A 14,120-nucleotide genomic window follows, 5' to 3' on the forward strand; every position below is an offset into this window, starting at 1 on the left:
TGACCGACCCGTCTCCTCCGCCGCAGGGGTCTCCGAGGGACGCCGGCCGGTCGGCGTCTCGGCGACTCCTCCCGGACGGATCGTCCTGGCCCGGCGCTCCTGCGCGCCGGCGGAGGGGTCTGTGGAGCGTCCCCTCGGGGACGCCCGTGAAGGGAGCCACGCCTGTGGCACAACCATCGACACCGGTCGACGACGACCTCCTCCCGCCTCCGCGGCCGCTCGCCGCTCCTCTCCGCGGGGCGGAGGCGTCCCTCCTGCTCGCGATACCGGCGGCGGTCGCCGTCGCCCTGCTGGGCCTGTCGTACACCGGGGCGTTCTCGGTGGCGACGCGGCTGATCGACCCCGGCGACCTGGTGACGCGGGGCCTGCCGATCGCGCGGGTCCTGCACGACTCCGCCGCGTCGCTGACGATCGGCCTGCTCACCGCGGCCACCTTCCTGCTGCCCGGGCAGCGCATCGCGCCGGGCGTCGTCTCGTACTCGCAGAACCGCGCCCTGCGCTGGGCGACCTGGTCGGCCGCGGTCTGGGTGGCGTCCGCGATCGCTGTCCTCGTGTTCACGGCGGCGAACACCATCGGGCAGCCGCTGGACGCGCCGGGCTTCCGGACGCAGCTCGTGTTCTACGCCACGCAGATCGAGCTGGGGCAGACGCTCGTGGCCTCGACGGCGTGCGCGACGGCCGTCCTCCTCCTCACCCTGTTCTCGCGGCGGCCGGCCTGGGTGGCGGCGGCGACCGCGATCGCGGTGCTGGCGCTGCTCCCCCTCTCGCTCTCCGGGCACGCCGCCGGCGCCGACGAGCACGCGAACGCGGTGAACAGCCTGGCCGTGCACCTGATCGGAGTGACGGCCTGGGCCGGCGGGCTCGCCGCGGTGATCCTGCTGCGGCGGACCGTCGGCGCCCAGCTCGGCGTGGTCGTCGCGCGCTACTCGGTGCTGGCCGGCTGGGCGTTCGGGGCGGTCGCCTTCTCGGGTCTGGTGAACGCGTCGCTCCGGATCGAGGACCTCGGCGACCTGGGTACGCCCTACGGGCAGCTGCTGATCGTCAAGGCCGTCGCGCTGCTCGCCCTCGGCGGCGCGGGCCTCGGGCACCGGCTGCGGCTGATCCCGCGGCTGCGCGCCGACCCGGCCGACCGCCGCGCGTTCGTCGCGATCGCGGTCGGCGAGGTGGTGGTGATGGCGCTGACCATCGGCGTCTCGGTGGCGCTCTCGAACAGCGCGCCGCCGGTCTCGCAGGACCCGATCAGCGGAGACGTCCGGCGCAGTCTGCTCGGCTTCCGCTACCCGCCCGAGGTCACACCCGAGCGGATGCTCGACCAGTGGCACCTCGACGCCGTCTGGCTCGGGATCGCGGTCGTCGGCGCCGCCCTCTACGTGTCGGCGGTCCTGAGGCTGCGGCGCCGCGGCGACGCCTGGCCGCTCGGGCGCACTGTCGCCTGGGTGGCCGGCTGCGCGGCCCTCGCCTACACGACCAGCGGCGGCCCGGCCGTGTACGGGCAGGTGCACTTCAGCACCCACATGATCCAGCACATGCTGCTGATGATGGTCGTACCGCCGCTGCTCGTGCTCGGCGGACCGGTGCTGCTCGCTCTGCGGGTGCTGCCGGTGCGCCGCGACGGCGGGCGCGGGCTGCGCGAGTGGATCCTCGCCGTCGTGCACTCCCGCTACCTCGCCGTGCTGTCGCGGGCGCCCGTCGCCGCCGTTCTCTTCGCCGGCAGCCTGGTCGTCTTCTACTACACCGGCTGGTTCGAGTGGGCGATGTTCAGCCACCAGGGCCACGTCCTGATGACCCTGCACTTCCTCGCCACGGGCTACCTCTTCTTCTGGGTCCTGATCGGCGTCGACCCCGGCCCGAACCGGCCCGGCCACGTGCTGAGGCTGCTGGTGATGCTCGCGACGCTGGCGTTCCACGCCTTCTTCGGCCTGGCGATCATGTCGCAGACCACCGTGCTGGCCGCGTCCTGGTGGACCGCGCTCGGATACACCGACACGGAGGCGCTGATCGCCGACCAGGGCGTCGGCGGCGGGATCGCCTGGTCGGCGGGCGAAATCCCGATGGCGCTGATCGCCCTGGTCGTGGTCGCGCAGTGGGTGCGCTCGGAGGAGCGGACCGCGAAGCGCTACGACCGGCGCGCCGACCGCGACGGCGAGGCCGAGCTCACCGCCTACAACGACCACCTGAACCGGCTCGACAGCCGGAGCACTCCCCGTCCGACCACCACGAAGGAGACCGACCGATGACCTCTCGACCCCTGCGACGGCTTCCCGCCGCGCTGGCAGCCCTCGCCCTGGCGGGCGTCCTGATCGGGACGGCCGGGCCCGTCCAGGCGCACGACCAGCTGATCAGCAGCACTCCCGGCTCCGGTGAGCACTTCACGAACTCGCCCGCGGAGGTGACGCTGACGTACTCCGAGGACGTCCTCACGATCGGCGCGCTGGTCCTCGTCACCGACATGGACGGCATCGACCACGTGTCCGGCCCGGTCGAGCTGACCGACTCGACGGTCACCGCTCCGCTCGAGGCGGCGCTTCCGGGCGGCTCCTACGACCTCAAGTGGCGGGTGGTCTCCGCCGACGGCCACCCGATCGCGGGCGTCGTCCCCTTCACCGTCGGCGACGGCGCCTCGGCGCAGGCCGCGGCCGTGGCGGAATCCACCCCGACCGTCGAGCCGACCGTCGTCGCAGCCGCCTCCTCGCAGGCCCCGCCGGACGTCCTCCGACCGGTCCTCATCGGTCTGACCGGCGCGGTCCTCGCCGTCGCTGCCTTCCTCCTCATCACCCGCCGCCGCGGGCGGCCCTCGACCACCACCGAAGACCGGACGTCGTCGTGACCGCCGACGTCCTCCACCCACCGCACCACCTCACAGGAAGGCGCCACACCATGCGCACTCGACACATCACCGCCCTCTCCGCCCTCTCGGCCGCAGCCCTGCTCGCCCTGACCGGCTGCAGTGCCGGAGCCTCCGGCAGCACCTCCGCCGAGGTCGCGCCCGCCGCGACCGAGGTGAGCATCACCGACGGCTGGGTGAAGGCCGCCGACTCCGGCATGTCCGCCGCGTTCGGTGAGCTGGAGAACTCCGGCACCGAGGACGTCACCGTCGTGTCCGCCACCTCCGCCGCGTCCTCCGAGCTGGAGCTGCACGAGACCGTGGCGAACGAGTCGGGCGAGATGGTGATGCGCGCCAAGGAGAGCGGCTTCACGATCCCCGCCGGCGGCAGCCTCGAGCTCGCCCCCGGCGGGAACCACATCATGCTGATGGACCTCGCCGCGCCGATCGTCGCCGGGGACGAGGTCACCGTCACGCTCACCTTCTCGGACGACTCCACGACGGAGTTCACCGTCCCGGCGCGCGACTACGCCGGCGCGAACGAGGACTACGAGGGCGGCGACATGGACATGGACATGGGCGGAGAGGGCTGATGAGCGAGGACCGCGACACCGGCCACGGAGCCGAGGAGCGCCCGCGCAGCGCCGTCAGCCGGCGACGGCTCCTCCTCGGTGGAGCAGTCGCCGGCATCGGCGCGGCGGGTGCGATCGGAGCGGACCAGCTGCTCGGCCGCGCCGGCGCTGCGCCGGCAGCGGCCGCGGCGCTGAACGGCGACGAGACGATCCCCTTCCACGGTGCGCACCAGGCGGGGATCGCCGCGACGCCGCAGGCGCACGCGACCTTCGTCGCCCTCGATCTGCGCGAGAGCACCGACCGGGACGGACTGCGGCGGATGCTGCGCATCCTGTCCGACGACGCCGCGCGCCTCACCCAGGGGCAGCCGGCCCTGGCCGACTCCGAGCCCGAGCTCGGCGTGGTCCCCGCCCGCCTCACCGTGACCTTCGGGTTCGGGCCGAGGCTCGTGTCCCTCGCGGCCGGCGAGGCGGCGAAGCCGACCTGGCTGGCACCGCTGCCCGCGTTCGGGATCGACCGGCTCGAGGAGCAGTGGAACGACGGGGACCTACTGCTGCAGTTCCACGCCGACGACGCGTTCACGATCGCGCACGCGCTGCGGATGCTGCTGAAGAACACCCGCACCTTCGCGACCGTCCGCTGGACCCAGACCGGGTTCCGCCGGGCGCACGGCTCCGAGAAGGCCGGCACCACGATGCGGAACCTGTTGGGCCAGGTCGACGGGACCGTCAATCCGCGCCCCGAGGACGTCGACTTCGACGAGCTTGTCTGGGTCCGCGACGGCTGGCTCGCCGGCGGCACCGGGCTGGTGCTGCGCCGGATCCGGATGGACCTCGACAAGTGGGACCGCCTGGACCGCAGCGGCCGCGAGCAGTCCGTCGGGCGGACCCTCGCGAACGGCGCGCCCCTCACCGGGACGGCGGAGACCGACGAGCCCGACTTCGAGGCGACGACGGCCATCGGCTTCCCGGTGATCCCGGAGTTCTCGCACATGAGGCGCGCCCGCTCGGAGAACACCGCCGAGCGCTTCCACCGCCGGGCCTACAACTACGACGACACCCCGACGGGCGAGGACATCTCGAACTCCGGGCTGATCTTCGCGGCGTACCAGGCCGACGTCACCGCGCAGTTCGTGCCGATCCAGAAGCGCCTGGACGAGCTGGACCTGCTCAACGAGTGGACGACGCCGATCGGCTCCGCCGTCTTCGCGATCCCGCCGGGCTGCGTCGAGGGCGGCTACATCGGCGACACCCTCCTCTGACCCTCACCGGCACCCGCCACAGCACCGAAGGACCAGAAGCATGACCACCACCGCCACGAGACCCAGCGACTCCGCCGACACCCCGCCCCCGCCGCACAGAAGCAGCGCAGGCTGGCTCGGACAGCTGCTGCTCCGCCTGCACTTCTCCGCCGCCCTGTTCGTCGGGCCGTTCATCCTCGTCGCCGCGACCAGCGGAGCGCTCTACGCACTCACCCCGCAGCTCGAGCAGGTCGTCTACGCGCAGGAGCTGCACGCCCCGGAAGCGGACACCTCCCTGCCCCTGGCCGACCAGATCGACGCCGCCGACGCGTACACCGGAGGCGGGCAGAGCATCGTCGCCGTCCGCCCCGCCCCGAACCCCGGCGACACCACCCGGGTGATGTACGCGGACCCGTCGCTCGGCGCCAGCGAGACCCGCGCGGTCTTCATCGACCCGGCCACCGCCGACATCCGCGGCGACCTCACCGCCTACGGCACCAGCGGCGCCCTGCCGTTGCGGACCTGGGTCAGCGACCTGCACCGGACGCTGCACCTCGGGGACCTGGGCCGCTCCTACAGCGAGCTCGCCGCCTCCTGGCTGGGCGTCGTCGCCCTCGCCGGCCTGGGTCTCTGGATCATCCGCCTCCGCCGCGCCCGCGTGAAGAGGGACCTGCTGCGCCCCGCGCCGAGGACCACCGGCTACAAGCGCCTGTTCTCCTGGCACGCCTCCACCGGCGTCTGGCTGCTCGTCGGCGCCCTGTTCCTCTCGGCCACCGGGATCACCTGGTCGCTCTACGGAGGCGGGAACTTCGAGACCCTCCGCTCCGCAGTCGGCTGGACCACGCCCTCGCTGGGGACGACGCTCGGCGACCGGACCGGCGAGGTGGCCGACGAGCACGCCGGGCACGCCGGACACGGCGCGGCCACCGGCGACGCCGTCGAGTCGACGGCGGGCTACTCGCCGGCCGCCTACGACTCGGTGCTCTCGGTCGCCCGCGAGGTCAACGTGAACACGGGACTGGTCGAGATCCGGCCGCCCGCGGCGGAGGGCTCGGCCTGGGTCGTGCAGGAGATCCAGCGCAGCTTCCCGACCGAGGTCGACGGCGTCGCGATCGACGGGAGCACGATGCAGGTCGTCGACCGGGTCGACTTCGCCGACTTCGGCCTCGTCGCCAAGCTCTCCCGCTGGGGCATCGACACGCACATGGGCTCGATGTTCGGGCTGCCCAACCAGCTGCTGCTGTTCGTCACCGCGGCCGGCATCGCCACGATGGTCGTGCTCGGGTACCTGATGTGGTGGAAGCGCCGCCCCACCCGCGGCCCCCGACGGCTCGTCGGCACCCCGCCGGCCCGGGGAGCTCTCCGGCGCGCGCCGTGGTGGGGAGTCGCGTCCGTCCTGGTGGTCGCCGCCGCGGTCGGGCTGTTCCTCCCGCTCCTGGGGGCGAGCCTCGCGGCCTTCGTGATCATCGACACGCTGCTGGGGCTCCGACCCGCGAACCGCTGAGCGCGCGCGCCGGCCCGGTGAGGTCCACCGGGCCGGCGTCACAGCCCCTTCGGGAAGCCGAGTGAGCGCAGCGCGGGGTCGAGGCTCTCCCACTGCTGACGCCGCTCCGCGTCCCGGTCGGCGTCGCTCCCCCGGAGCCCGACCGACTTCGCGGCGTACACGGCGGCGTGCGAGCAGTGATCGACCATGTGCGCGACTGCTGCGGCCTGCCCGGCCGCCCGCGCGGCAGCGGTGGCGGCCCGCTCGCCCGCCTGCGTCGCGGCGCGGGCTGCGGCGTGCGCCGTGAAGGCCACCGTGCGGCACTCGGTCATCGGAGCCTCATCCCGCCCCCAGGCGAGGAGGACGTCGAGCGCGCGCCGGGGCCGGGCATTGTCCGGGTCCCGCTCCTCGAACGCGGGGAGGGCGCGCTCCGCGCACTCCGCCGCCCACCGCGCGAGCGCCCGGTGGACCTCCGGCTCCGGATCCGCCCAGGCCGGCTCCTCCGCTCCGCTCACCTGTCTTCCTCCGGCTCCAGCGCTCAGCTCAGGCGCTCGGTCAGGTGGACGGTGACGACGTCGCCGAGGTCCTTGCCGATCGTCTTCCGCAGTTTCGCGCTGATCGACAGCATGTGACCGCCGGCGCCGGTCGGCAGCAGGCCCGCGGTCACCGGCTCGCCGTCGACGGCGGCGACCACCTTCACGGACCTCCCTGTGCCGAGCAGCTCGACGGAGCCGGGCACCTCGACGCACGACCAGAGGTCGCCCTTGACGGTGACGCCGATCGGAGCGGCGAAGGCGAGGTCCAGGGGGCCGGCGCTCATGCGCTCTCCTCCGCGGACGCCGCGCTCTCGCCGGAGGAGCCCTGCCCGCTGTACCGGTCGAGGATCTCGTCGTACATCGCGGCGTCGAGCAGACCATCGGACAGGGCCCGGCAGACCTCCTCGAACTCCCCCGGGTCGAGGGTCGTCCAGTCGAAGCCGTCGCTCGGCGATCCGGACCGGTAGCGCCAGCGGCCGAGCTCGTCGACGGCCTGCTCCCGCGTCAGCTCCCCCGCGGCGAAGCGCTGCGCGATCCCGTACGGTGTCGCGCCGGAGAAGCCGGAGCGCACGTGCGGCAGCGCGGCGGCGGTCTCGATCCCGTCGGACACCTCGTCGATCGACATGCGGACCCCTCCCGTCCGAGGGTCCACCGACCCTCCCGTCGACCCTACGACGAGACGTCGCATCCCGGTCGGGCCGGGCGACGAGCACTGCCCTCGACTTGCGGCTACCGTTCCTCCATGACCGGACGCGCCGCTACGTCCCGGCACGAGTTCCGCGTCGACTCGCGCACGCTCGTCGCCCACGACCTCCTCGGCACTCGAGCCCCCCGCGCTGTCGTCGTCTGGTGCGGAGGGACACCGCACACCGGCGCACTCCTCGCTCCCCACGTCGACGCCGCTGCGGCGCGCGGCATCCGGCTCGTCTCCGTCGCCCGTCCCGGCTTCGGCGGCTCGATGCGCACTCCCGGACGGAGCATCGCGGACGCGGCCGCCGATGTGCTCCGCGTCGCCGACCTGCTCGGGATCGAGCGCTTCGTGGTAACGGGCTACTCCGGCGGCGGCCCGCACGCACTGGCCGCCGGGGCTCTCGGAGGTGATCGCGTCCTGGGCGTCGCGACGTTCGGCAGCCCGGCGCCCTTCAGTGACGACGGAGCGTGGTTCGACGGCATGCAGGATCCGGGCGCTCTCCGCAGCGCGCGCGACGGCCGGGCTGCGCGCGAGGAGTGGGAGGAGACGGCCCGCTTCGATCCGGAGCAGTTCACCGGTGACGACTACTCGGCCCTCGACGGCCCGCTGACGGCGCTCGGCGCAGAGGCCGGACGCGCCTCGGAGCTCGAACAGGGCGGGAGCGTCGACGACGACCTCGCTCTCGTCATGCCCTGGGGAGTCGATCTCTCGCGCCTGGCGGCGCCGGTCCTCCTCCTCCACGGCGCCGCGGACAGGGTGGTCCTGGTCGCGCACGCGGAGCGGATCCGCCGCCTCCACCCGGCCGCGGAGCTCACGATCCGGCCCGGTCGAGGCCACATCGGCGTCCTGCTCGACTGGCCGGACGTCCTCGACCGCCTCCTCGCGGACGGGTTCCCCGGGGACCGCTCCGGCAGCGGAGGCTGAGCGTCTCATCGCGGCCGGCAGCGGATCCGACGCGGAAGGTGGGCCTGGAAGGGCCACGCTTCGGGAGGGCTCCCTCCGCGAGGATCACGGCATGGCCCCCCACACGGATCCCCGCCGATGACTCTGCAGGACCTCGCCGACGAGCTCGCCCAGGCTCTCGACCGCCCGGTGACGATCGAGGACGCCTCGAGCCGGGTGCTGGCCGCGACGCGCGCGCGCGAGGAGGCGCCTCACGACGGCGTGTTCCCCGTCCAGGATCCGCGGGGCCGGCTCGCGACCCTCCTCCTCCCCCGGGAGCGGCCCGCGCCGCTCACTCCGGCCGAGTACTCGCTCATCGACGCGGCCGTCGGAGCGATCCGCCGCCTCCTCGGCCCCTCGACGCGGGCGGGCGGCAGCTCCCGGCGCGCGGACGTCCTCGCGGCGCTCCTGGCGGCCGACGGCGGCACCCGGCGCGCCTCCTTCGCCGAGGCGGTCGAGCGCCGCTGGCTGCGCCGTGACGCCCAGACCGTGGTCCGCGCGGTGCGGCTGACCGGCCCGACCGGCTCCCTCCAGCGGACGGCGCTGGCGCGGCGGATCGACGCGAGCGCCGCCTCCGGGCTGACGTTCCTCGGCGACCAGGAGGGCGTGCTGTTCTTCGTGAGCGTGGAGGCGCCCGAGGCCGCCGCGGAGGCGGACGACGTCCTGCGGGCGGAGGCGCGCGGCCGCGGCACGGCCGTCGACGCGATCGGCTCGGCGCGCTTCGACGTCCGCGACGACGACCTCCTCCCGACCGCCGAGCGGGCCGCCCTCGCGGCGACCATCGTCGGCTCCCTGCCCGACGGCCGCGGCCGGGCCGACATCGCCGAGCTCGGGGCGTGGGTGCTCCTCGCCTCGATCGGGGCGGACAGCTCGCAGCTCGCCATGCTCTCGCCGGCCGCGGCGACGCTGCTCGAGCGGGGTGACGAGGTGCAGCGGCGGACCGTGGAGGCCTACCTCGACGTGCGCGGCAGCGTGCGGGAGGCGTGCGGGCTCCTCCACATCCACCGCACCACGCTCTACTACCGCCTCGACAACCTGCCCGAGGCGGTCCGGGAGGCGCTCGACGACGGCCTCGCCCGCAGCACGCTGCACCTCTGCCTCAAGCTGATGAAGTTCCGCGACGGGCTCGAGCGGCGGCGGGCCTCGTGACCGTGGCCGGGGACCTCCCGCAGGTCCGCCTCTACGGGCGGCGCGAGAGCCGCGACGCGTGGGAGATCCGCGACCTCCTCTCGCGCAGCGTCGTCTCGTTCTCGTGGACGCCGATCGACACGGACGAGCAGTGCCTCGCCGTCGCCGGGCATCCGCTCGCCACCGCGTCACTCCCCCTCGTGGTGTTCCCGGACGGCAGCCGTGCCTCCGATCCGACGCTCGCCGAGGTCGCGGCCCGGCTCGGCTGGGTCGGCGCGCCGCGGCTCGCGGAGTACGACCTCTCCATCTACGGAGCCGGTCCGGCCGGGCTCTCGGCCGCCGTGTACGCCGCCTCGGAGGGGCTGAAGGTCGTGGTCCTCGAGCGCTCGGCCATCGGCGGGCAGGCCGGCTCGAGCAGCCTGATCGAGAACTACCTCGGCTTCCCGCACGGGATCGCGGGAGCCGATCTGGCCGAGCGCGCGCGGCAGCAGGCCGTCTCGTTCGGCGCCGAGCTGCTGCGGATGCGCGAGGGGATCCGCGGGCGCTTCGCCGACGACCGGATCCACGCGCTGCTCGCCGACGGGACGACCGTCGTCGCCCGCACCAACATCTGCGCCACGGGCATCCAGTGGCGCCGGCTCGGCCTCGAGCGCGAGGACGAGCTGCTCGGCGTCGGCCTCTACTACGGTGCCGGCACGAGCGAGGCGCCGCTCTGCGAGGGCGAGGACGTCGTGGTCGTCGGAGGCGGCAACTCGGCCGGGCAGGCCGTGATGAACCTCTCGGCGCACGCGCGGCACGTGACCATGCTGGTCCGCGGCCCGGATCTGGCCGACAGCCTCTCCTCCTACCTCGCGGAGCGCGTCGTCCGGCAGCCGAACGTGACGATCCTGCTCGACTCCCGCGTCACCCGCCTGCACGGCGCCGACGCCCTCGAGTCGATCGAGGTCGAGAACTCGGCGACCGGCGCGCACGGGGCGCTGGCCACCTCCCACCTCTTCGTCTGCATCGGCGGCGAGCCGGACACCACGTGGGCGGCGGAGACCGCGATCGTCCGCGACTCCGGCGGCTACCTCGTGACGGGACCGGACCTCGCCGGCGAGCACGCCGCTCCCGACTGGCCGCTCGAGCGGGCGCCGTTCTACCTCGAGACCAGCGTCCCCGGCTCCTTCGCCGCGGGGGACGTGCGCCGCAGCTCGGTCAAGCGCGTCGCCTCCGCCGTCGGCGAGGGCGCGATGGCCGTCACCTTCGCCCACCGCCACCTGCAGGAGACCTCGTGAGCCGCCGACTGCCGACGGTGCGCCACGGCGTCGGCTTCTGGATCGTCGCCGCGACCTTCCTGCTCGTGATGGCGTACTCGACGGTGCCGACTCCGCTCTACCCGCTCTACCAGCAGCTCGACGGCTTCCCACCGTTCGTGATCACCGTCGTCTTCGCCGCCTACGCGGTCGGAGTGATCGTGAGCCTGTACCTCGCCGGTCACGTCAGCGACTGGCTCGGCCGCCGCCGAGTGCTGCTGATCGCGGTGCTCGTCTCGGCGGTCTCGGCCGTGCTCTTCTCGCTGACGACGGAGGTGCCGGGGCTGATCGTCGCCCGCTTCGTCAACGGCGTCAGCATCGGGATGCTCACCGCCACGGCGACCGCCCACCTCGGCGAGCTGCGTGCCCGCGCCCGGCCCGACGAGAACACGATCGTCGCCGCGTCGATCTCGGGCGCGGTGAACCTCGGCGGACTCTCGCTGGGCCCGCTGCTCGGAGGGGTCTTCGCCGAGTTCCTGCCCGATCCGCTCCTCCTGCCGCACCAGGTGTTCCTGGTCGCGCTGCTCGTGGCGGGCCTGGCGCTGCTCCTCGTGCCCGAGACGGTCGACGTGCCGGAGACGGCGCCCGCCTACCGGCCGCAGCGGCTCTCGGTGCCGGCGGATACGCGCCGGGCGTTCCTGCTCGCGGCGTTCGGAGCGTTCTCGGCCTTCTCCGTCCTCGGCCTCTTCACCTCGCTCGCACCGACGTTCCTGGTGCAGACCTTCCAGGTGCGCGACCACCTGCTGGCCGGCGCGACGTCCTTCGCCGTGTTCGCCTCCGCGGCCCTCGGCCAGCTGCTGCTCGTGAAGGTGGGGACGCGCCTGCAGCTCTCGATCGCGGTGGCGGGCTGCGCGGTCGGGCTCGCGGCGGTCGCGGCCGGAGCGATCGCTCCGCAGCTGGGAGTGTTCCTCGCCGGCGCCGTCGTCTCGGGCTTCGGGGTGGGGCTGCTCTTCAAGGGGTCGATCGGCACAGCGGTCGCCCTCGCGGATCCCGCCCGCCGGGGCGAGACCCTGGCGGTGGTGTTCCTGGTCGCGTACACGGGACTCGCGGTGCCCGCACTGGCGGCGGGAGCGGCGCTCAACCTCGTCGCCGCGACGACCGTGCTGACGGTGTTCGCGGCGCTCGTGCTGGCGGCGACCGCGACGGCCGGCGTGCTGCTGCGCGCCCGCAGCGCGGCGGCCGGACGATGAGCGGCGGAGCGGGGCGGCGCTGCGGGGTGCGGGCCGGCGGCCGTCCGGGTGCCGGCCGCGTGCACCCCGGACGGCCGCCCGCCGCGTCAGAAGTCCTCGCGCCGCTCCTGCTCGGCCTCGGCGGCCGGCTCGAGCGCGGCGAGATCCCCGAGCGCGAGTCGCAGCTGGCGCAGCAGCCACTCCTCGGTCAGCGCACCCGCGTCGAGCGCGTCCAGCCGGCGGAGGCGCTCGGCTGCCGACCCGGTGAGGTCGGCGGGCGTCCCCGCGCTCATGCGCCGTACCCCGCTCCGCGGAGCAGGCGGCGCAGGTCGACGAGCTGCTGCTCGTCCACGTCCTTGTGGTGCGGCCGGTGGAGCGTCTCGGTCGTCGAGCCGACCGTCACCGAGAAGGCGCCGTCGTGCTTCTCGTGGACGGTGCCGACGGCCTCGAGCAGCGTCAGCACGTCCGCCCAGAGGACGTTGTGGCTCGGCGAGTCCTCGAGCAGCCGCTCGAGGGTGTCTCGCTGGTTCGAGTGGAGGTGGCGGGTGTCGGTCATGAACGGCCCTTCGGTGTCTGCGCACGCGCCCCGGTGGCGGTGCTCGGCGTCGCGTCCGACGGTAGGCGCGCGGGTGGAGCCGGTGCGCGAGTCGGATGACTCGAAGAGCGGACGCTCCGGGGCGGGCCCGCGAGAGGTGCGGTCCCCGCGAGAGGTGCGGCCGTGAATCCGGAGCCGGGCGACCGCCTCGACGAGGAGGACCCTCCCCGCACGCCCGCGCTGCCCGAGGCCGCCGTCTCCGCCGCGTCGCTCCCCGACCGGCCGGCCGCGTTCCTCAACGCCCTCCTGACCGAGCACTTCGTCCTGGAGTCGGCGCGCGGGATCACCGTGACGGAGTCGAGCAGCCGCGCCTCGCTCTACCTGACGATGCTCTCCAGCTCGCTCGTGGCCTTCGGCTTCCTCGCCCCGACCCGGTATGCGATGGGGTTCCTCGCGGTGATCATCCCGGTCGTCGTGCTGCTGGGGGTGTTCACCTACGAGCGGCTGGTGCAGACCTCGATGGAGGACATCGCCGCGCTGACGGCCATCCAGCGCATCCGCCGCTACTACGGGACCCTGCTGCCCGGTGCGGGCGCCTACTTCGCGGTGCCGCGCGGCCGCCACGCGCCGAACGAGCTGCTCGAGATCGGCCGGCGGCAGAGCTGGCGGGGCATCTTCTTCACGATGTCCTCGGCGATCGCGGTGGTCAACTCGATCGTGGCGGGCGCCGGAGTCGCGCTCGCGCTGACGCAGAGCGGCGCGGACGAGGTCCCCGCGATCGCGTGCGGGATGGCGGCCGCCGTCGTTCTCGCGGTGCTGCACGGGGTGTACCAGTTCCACCGCTACCGGCAGATGCGGCTGCGGATCGCCGAGGCGGAGGCGCTGGACGGGGTCGAGAGGGGGTGACGGGGCGGGGCTCGGCCGGCGGGGTCCGGAGCTGACGAACGCCGACCAGGCGTGGCGTCGGCCGCCGGCTGGTCGGCTGGTTTCGACCTGCTCCCGCGACTGCTCCCGCGACTGCTCCCGCGACTGCTCAAGAGTTGTCGCACTCGACGCCCAGTGCGACAACTCCTGGACTCTCGTGGCGATCGCTCGTCGGCGGGCCGCCGCGACCATCCAGAAGTCGCCGTAGTCGGTCGCGAGTACGGCGACTCCTGGCTACTCGCCGCCTGTGGACAAGCGTTGGGTGTCGACGGCTCCGACGGCCGCGAATGCTCGAGAGTTGTCGCAGTCGACGCCCAGTGCGACAACTCCTGGACTCTCGCGAAAGTCCTGCGCTGTCGCGAGGCGCGCGGCTCAGCCCCGCTCGGCCCGCTCGGCGAGGAGGTACTGCCAGTCGCGCGGCACGCGGTCCTTCGGCCCCGGGGTGGTCTGGCTCGCCGGGTGGCTCTGCGGGTCGGCCAGGGCGGGGCCGTCGGCGTAGTCGTCGGTCCGGTAGTCCCAGAACCAGTCCTCGCCGGGCTCGAAGCTGCGGATGACCGCGTGGCCCGTCGAGTGGTAGTGGGCCGTCGCGTGGCGGTTCAGCGAGTCGTCGCAGCAGCCGATGTGCCCGCAGAGTGCGCAGCGGCGCAGGTGCAGCCACCACGAGCCGGACTGCTCGCACTCGACGCAGCCGGGGCCGCTCGGCGGGACGGAGGGGTCGATCATCTGCTGCGACGTCATGCGCTCAGCATGCGCCTCCCGCGGCGGCAGGCACCAGGTCGG

At 74.0% G+C, this 14,120-nt stretch carries 16 protein-coding genes; 10 read left to right on the forward strand and 6 right to left on the reverse strand.

Translation table 11 applies throughout. The annotated features are described in order from the left end of the window. Positions 1-164: 164 nt before the first annotated feature. The 5 genes from C5C95_RS04930 to C5C95_RS04950 are packed head-to-tail and all read left to right on the forward strand — an operon-like array spanning position 165 to position 6,141. The gene (locus C5C95_RS04930) at positions 165-2,237 is read left to right on the forward strand and encodes a cytochrome c oxidase assembly protein (protein ID WP_181125559.1); all 2,073 of its coding nucleotides are present in this window, start codon (positions 165-167) and stop codon (positions 2,235-2,237) included. Next, positions 2,234-2,827: a copper resistance protein CopC gene (locus C5C95_RS04935; protein ID WP_104250440.1), complete on the forward strand. Its 594-nt coding sequence runs from the start codon at positions 2,234-2,236 to the stop codon at positions 2,825-2,827. The genes C5C95_RS04930 and C5C95_RS04935 overlap by 4 nt, the downstream gene beginning before the upstream one ends. Positions 2,828-2,877: 50 nt before the next feature. Beyond that, positions 2,878-3,417, forward strand: a complete 540-nt coding sequence (locus C5C95_RS04940; protein ID WP_104323937.1) for a copper chaperone PCu(A)C — start codon at positions 2,878-2,880, stop codon at positions 3,415-3,417. Beyond that, positions 3,417-4,658, forward strand: coding sequence for a Dyp-type peroxidase (locus C5C95_RS04945; protein WP_104323938.1), 1,242 nt, complete (start codon positions 3,417-3,419; stop codon positions 4,656-4,658). Before C5C95_RS04940 ends, C5C95_RS04945 begins: the two co-directional genes overlap by 1 nt. Positions 4,659-4,698: 40 nt before the next feature. Next, complete coding sequence (locus C5C95_RS04950) at positions 4,699-6,141, forward strand: PepSY domain-containing protein (RefSeq protein ID WP_104323939.1); 1,443 nt, start codon at positions 4,699-4,701, stop codon at positions 6,139-6,141. 38 nt (positions 6,142-6,179) lie between these two features. On the opposite strand, the gene C5C95_RS04955 is transcribed toward C5C95_RS04950, so the two are convergent. From C5C95_RS04955 to C5C95_RS04965, 3 genes are read right to left on the reverse strand one after another with little or no spacing between them, the layout of a single operon-like run. Beyond that, the gene (locus C5C95_RS04955; protein WP_104323940.1) at positions 6,180-6,635 is read right to left on the reverse strand and encodes a putative immunity protein; all 456 of its coding nucleotides are present in this window, start codon (positions 6,633-6,635) and stop codon (positions 6,180-6,182) included. 23 nt (positions 6,636-6,658) lie between these two features. After that, the gene (locus C5C95_RS04960; protein WP_104323941.1) at positions 6,659-6,940 is read right to left on the reverse strand and encodes a DUF1905 domain-containing protein; all 282 of its coding nucleotides are present in this window, start codon (positions 6,938-6,940) and stop codon (positions 6,659-6,661) included. Continuing rightward, entirely contained in the window at positions 6,937-7,281 is a 345-nt protein-coding gene (locus C5C95_RS04965) for a hypothetical protein (RefSeq protein ID WP_104227436.1), read from the reverse strand. Before C5C95_RS04965 ends, C5C95_RS04960 begins: the two co-directional genes overlap by 4 nt. A gap of 117 nt (positions 7,282-7,398) precedes the next feature. Here C5C95_RS04965 and C5C95_RS04970 point away from each other — a divergent pair, with 117 nt between their 5' ends. The 4 genes from C5C95_RS04970 (at position 7,399) to C5C95_RS04985 (ending at position 11,902) form a co-directional block, all read left to right on the forward strand. Further along, the gene (locus tag C5C95_RS04970; protein WP_104323942.1) at positions 7,399-8,271 is read left to right on the forward strand and encodes an alpha/beta fold hydrolase; all 873 of its coding nucleotides are present in this window, start codon (positions 7,399-7,401) and stop codon (positions 8,269-8,271) included. A gap of 117 nt (positions 8,272-8,388) precedes the next feature. Further along, positions 8,389-9,438: a helix-turn-helix domain-containing protein gene (locus tag C5C95_RS04975; protein ID WP_104274082.1), complete on the forward strand. Its 1,050-nt coding sequence runs from the start codon at positions 8,389-8,391 to the stop codon at positions 9,436-9,438. Then, a complete protein-coding gene (locus tag C5C95_RS04980) occupies positions 9,435-10,694 on the forward strand; it encodes an NAD(P)/FAD-dependent oxidoreductase (protein ID WP_181125561.1) in 1,260 nt (419 codons plus the stop codon). The genes C5C95_RS04975 and C5C95_RS04980 overlap by 4 nt, the downstream gene beginning before the upstream one ends. Next, positions 10,691-11,902, forward strand: coding sequence for an MFS transporter (locus tag C5C95_RS04985; RefSeq protein ID WP_258064101.1), 1,212 nt, complete (start codon positions 10,691-10,693; stop codon positions 11,900-11,902). The genes C5C95_RS04980 and C5C95_RS04985 overlap by 4 nt, the downstream gene beginning before the upstream one ends. A gap of 86 nt (positions 11,903-11,988) precedes the next feature. Here C5C95_RS04985 and C5C95_RS04990 read toward each other — a convergent pair whose 3' ends face one another. Continuing rightward, positions 11,989-12,174: a hypothetical protein gene (locus C5C95_RS04990; RefSeq protein ID WP_104224778.1), complete on the reverse strand. Its 186-nt coding sequence runs from the start codon at positions 12,172-12,174 to the stop codon at positions 11,989-11,991. Next, complete coding sequence (locus C5C95_RS04995; RefSeq protein ID WP_104257441.1) at positions 12,171-12,437, reverse strand: hypothetical protein; 267 nt, start codon at positions 12,435-12,437, stop codon at positions 12,171-12,173. The genes C5C95_RS04990 and C5C95_RS04995 overlap by 4 nt, the downstream gene beginning before the upstream one ends. Positions 12,438-12,599: 162 nt before the next feature. On the opposite strand from C5C95_RS04995, the gene C5C95_RS05000 reads away from it, so the two are divergent. Further along, positions 12,600-13,322 carry a hypothetical protein gene (locus C5C95_RS05000; RefSeq protein WP_104250450.1) on the forward strand — a complete coding sequence of 241 codons (723 nt, stop codon included), beginning with the start codon at positions 12,600-12,602 and terminating at the stop codon, positions 13,320-13,322. Between the two features lie 390 nt (positions 13,323-13,712). Here the strand turns inward: C5C95_RS05000 and C5C95_RS05005 are convergent, their stop codons facing one another. Then, complete coding sequence (locus C5C95_RS05005) at positions 13,713-14,078, reverse strand: UBP-type zinc finger domain-containing protein (protein ID WP_104227372.1); 366 nt, start codon at positions 14,076-14,078, stop codon at positions 13,713-13,715. Positions 14,079-14,120: the final 42 nt, after the last annotated feature.

This window comes from Rathayibacter sp. AY1B7 (assembly GCF_002932735.1).
GTDB lineage: Bacteria > Actinomycetota > Actinomycetes > Actinomycetales > Microbacteriaceae > Rathayibacter.

Coding starts and splice junctions, on each gene's coding strand:
- C5C95_RS04935 (WP_104250440.1), top strand. CDS start 2,234: ATGACCTCTCGACCCCTGCGACGGCTTCCCGCCGCGCTGGCAGCCCTC.
- C5C95_RS04940 (WP_104323937.1), top strand. CDS start 2,878: ATGCGCACTCGACACATCACCGCCCTCTCCGCCCTCTCGGCCGCAGCC.
- C5C95_RS04945 (WP_104323938.1), top strand. CDS start 3,417: ATGAGCGAGGACCGCGACACCGGCCACGGAGCCGAGGAGCGCCCGCGC.
- C5C95_RS04950 (WP_104323939.1), top strand. CDS start 4,699: ATGACCACCACCGCCACGAGACCCAGCGACTCCGCCGACACCCCGCCC.
- C5C95_RS04960 (WP_104323941.1), bottom strand. CDS start 6,940: ATGAGCGCCGGCCCCCTGGACCTCGCCTTCGCCGCTCCGATCGGCGTC.
- C5C95_RS04965 (WP_104227436.1), bottom strand. CDS start 7,281: ATGTCGATCGACGAGGTGTCCGACGGGATCGAGACCGCCGCCGCGCTG.
- C5C95_RS04970 (WP_104323942.1), top strand. CDS start 7,399: ATGACCGGACGCGCCGCTACGTCCCGGCACGAGTTCCGCGTCGACTCG.
- C5C95_RS04975 (WP_104274082.1), top strand. CDS start 8,389: ATGACTCTGCAGGACCTCGCCGACGAGCTCGCCCAGGCTCTCGACCGC.
- C5C95_RS04990 (WP_104224778.1), bottom strand. CDS start 12,174: ATGAGCGCGGGGACGCCCGCCGACCTCACCGGGTCGGCAGCCGAGCGC.
- C5C95_RS04995 (WP_104257441.1), bottom strand. CDS start 12,437: ATGACCGACACCCGCCACCTCCACTCGAACCAGCGAGACACCCTCGAG.
- C5C95_RS05005 (WP_104227372.1), bottom strand. CDS start 14,078: ATGACGTCGCAGCAGATGATCGACCCCTCCGTCCCGCCGAGCGGCCCC.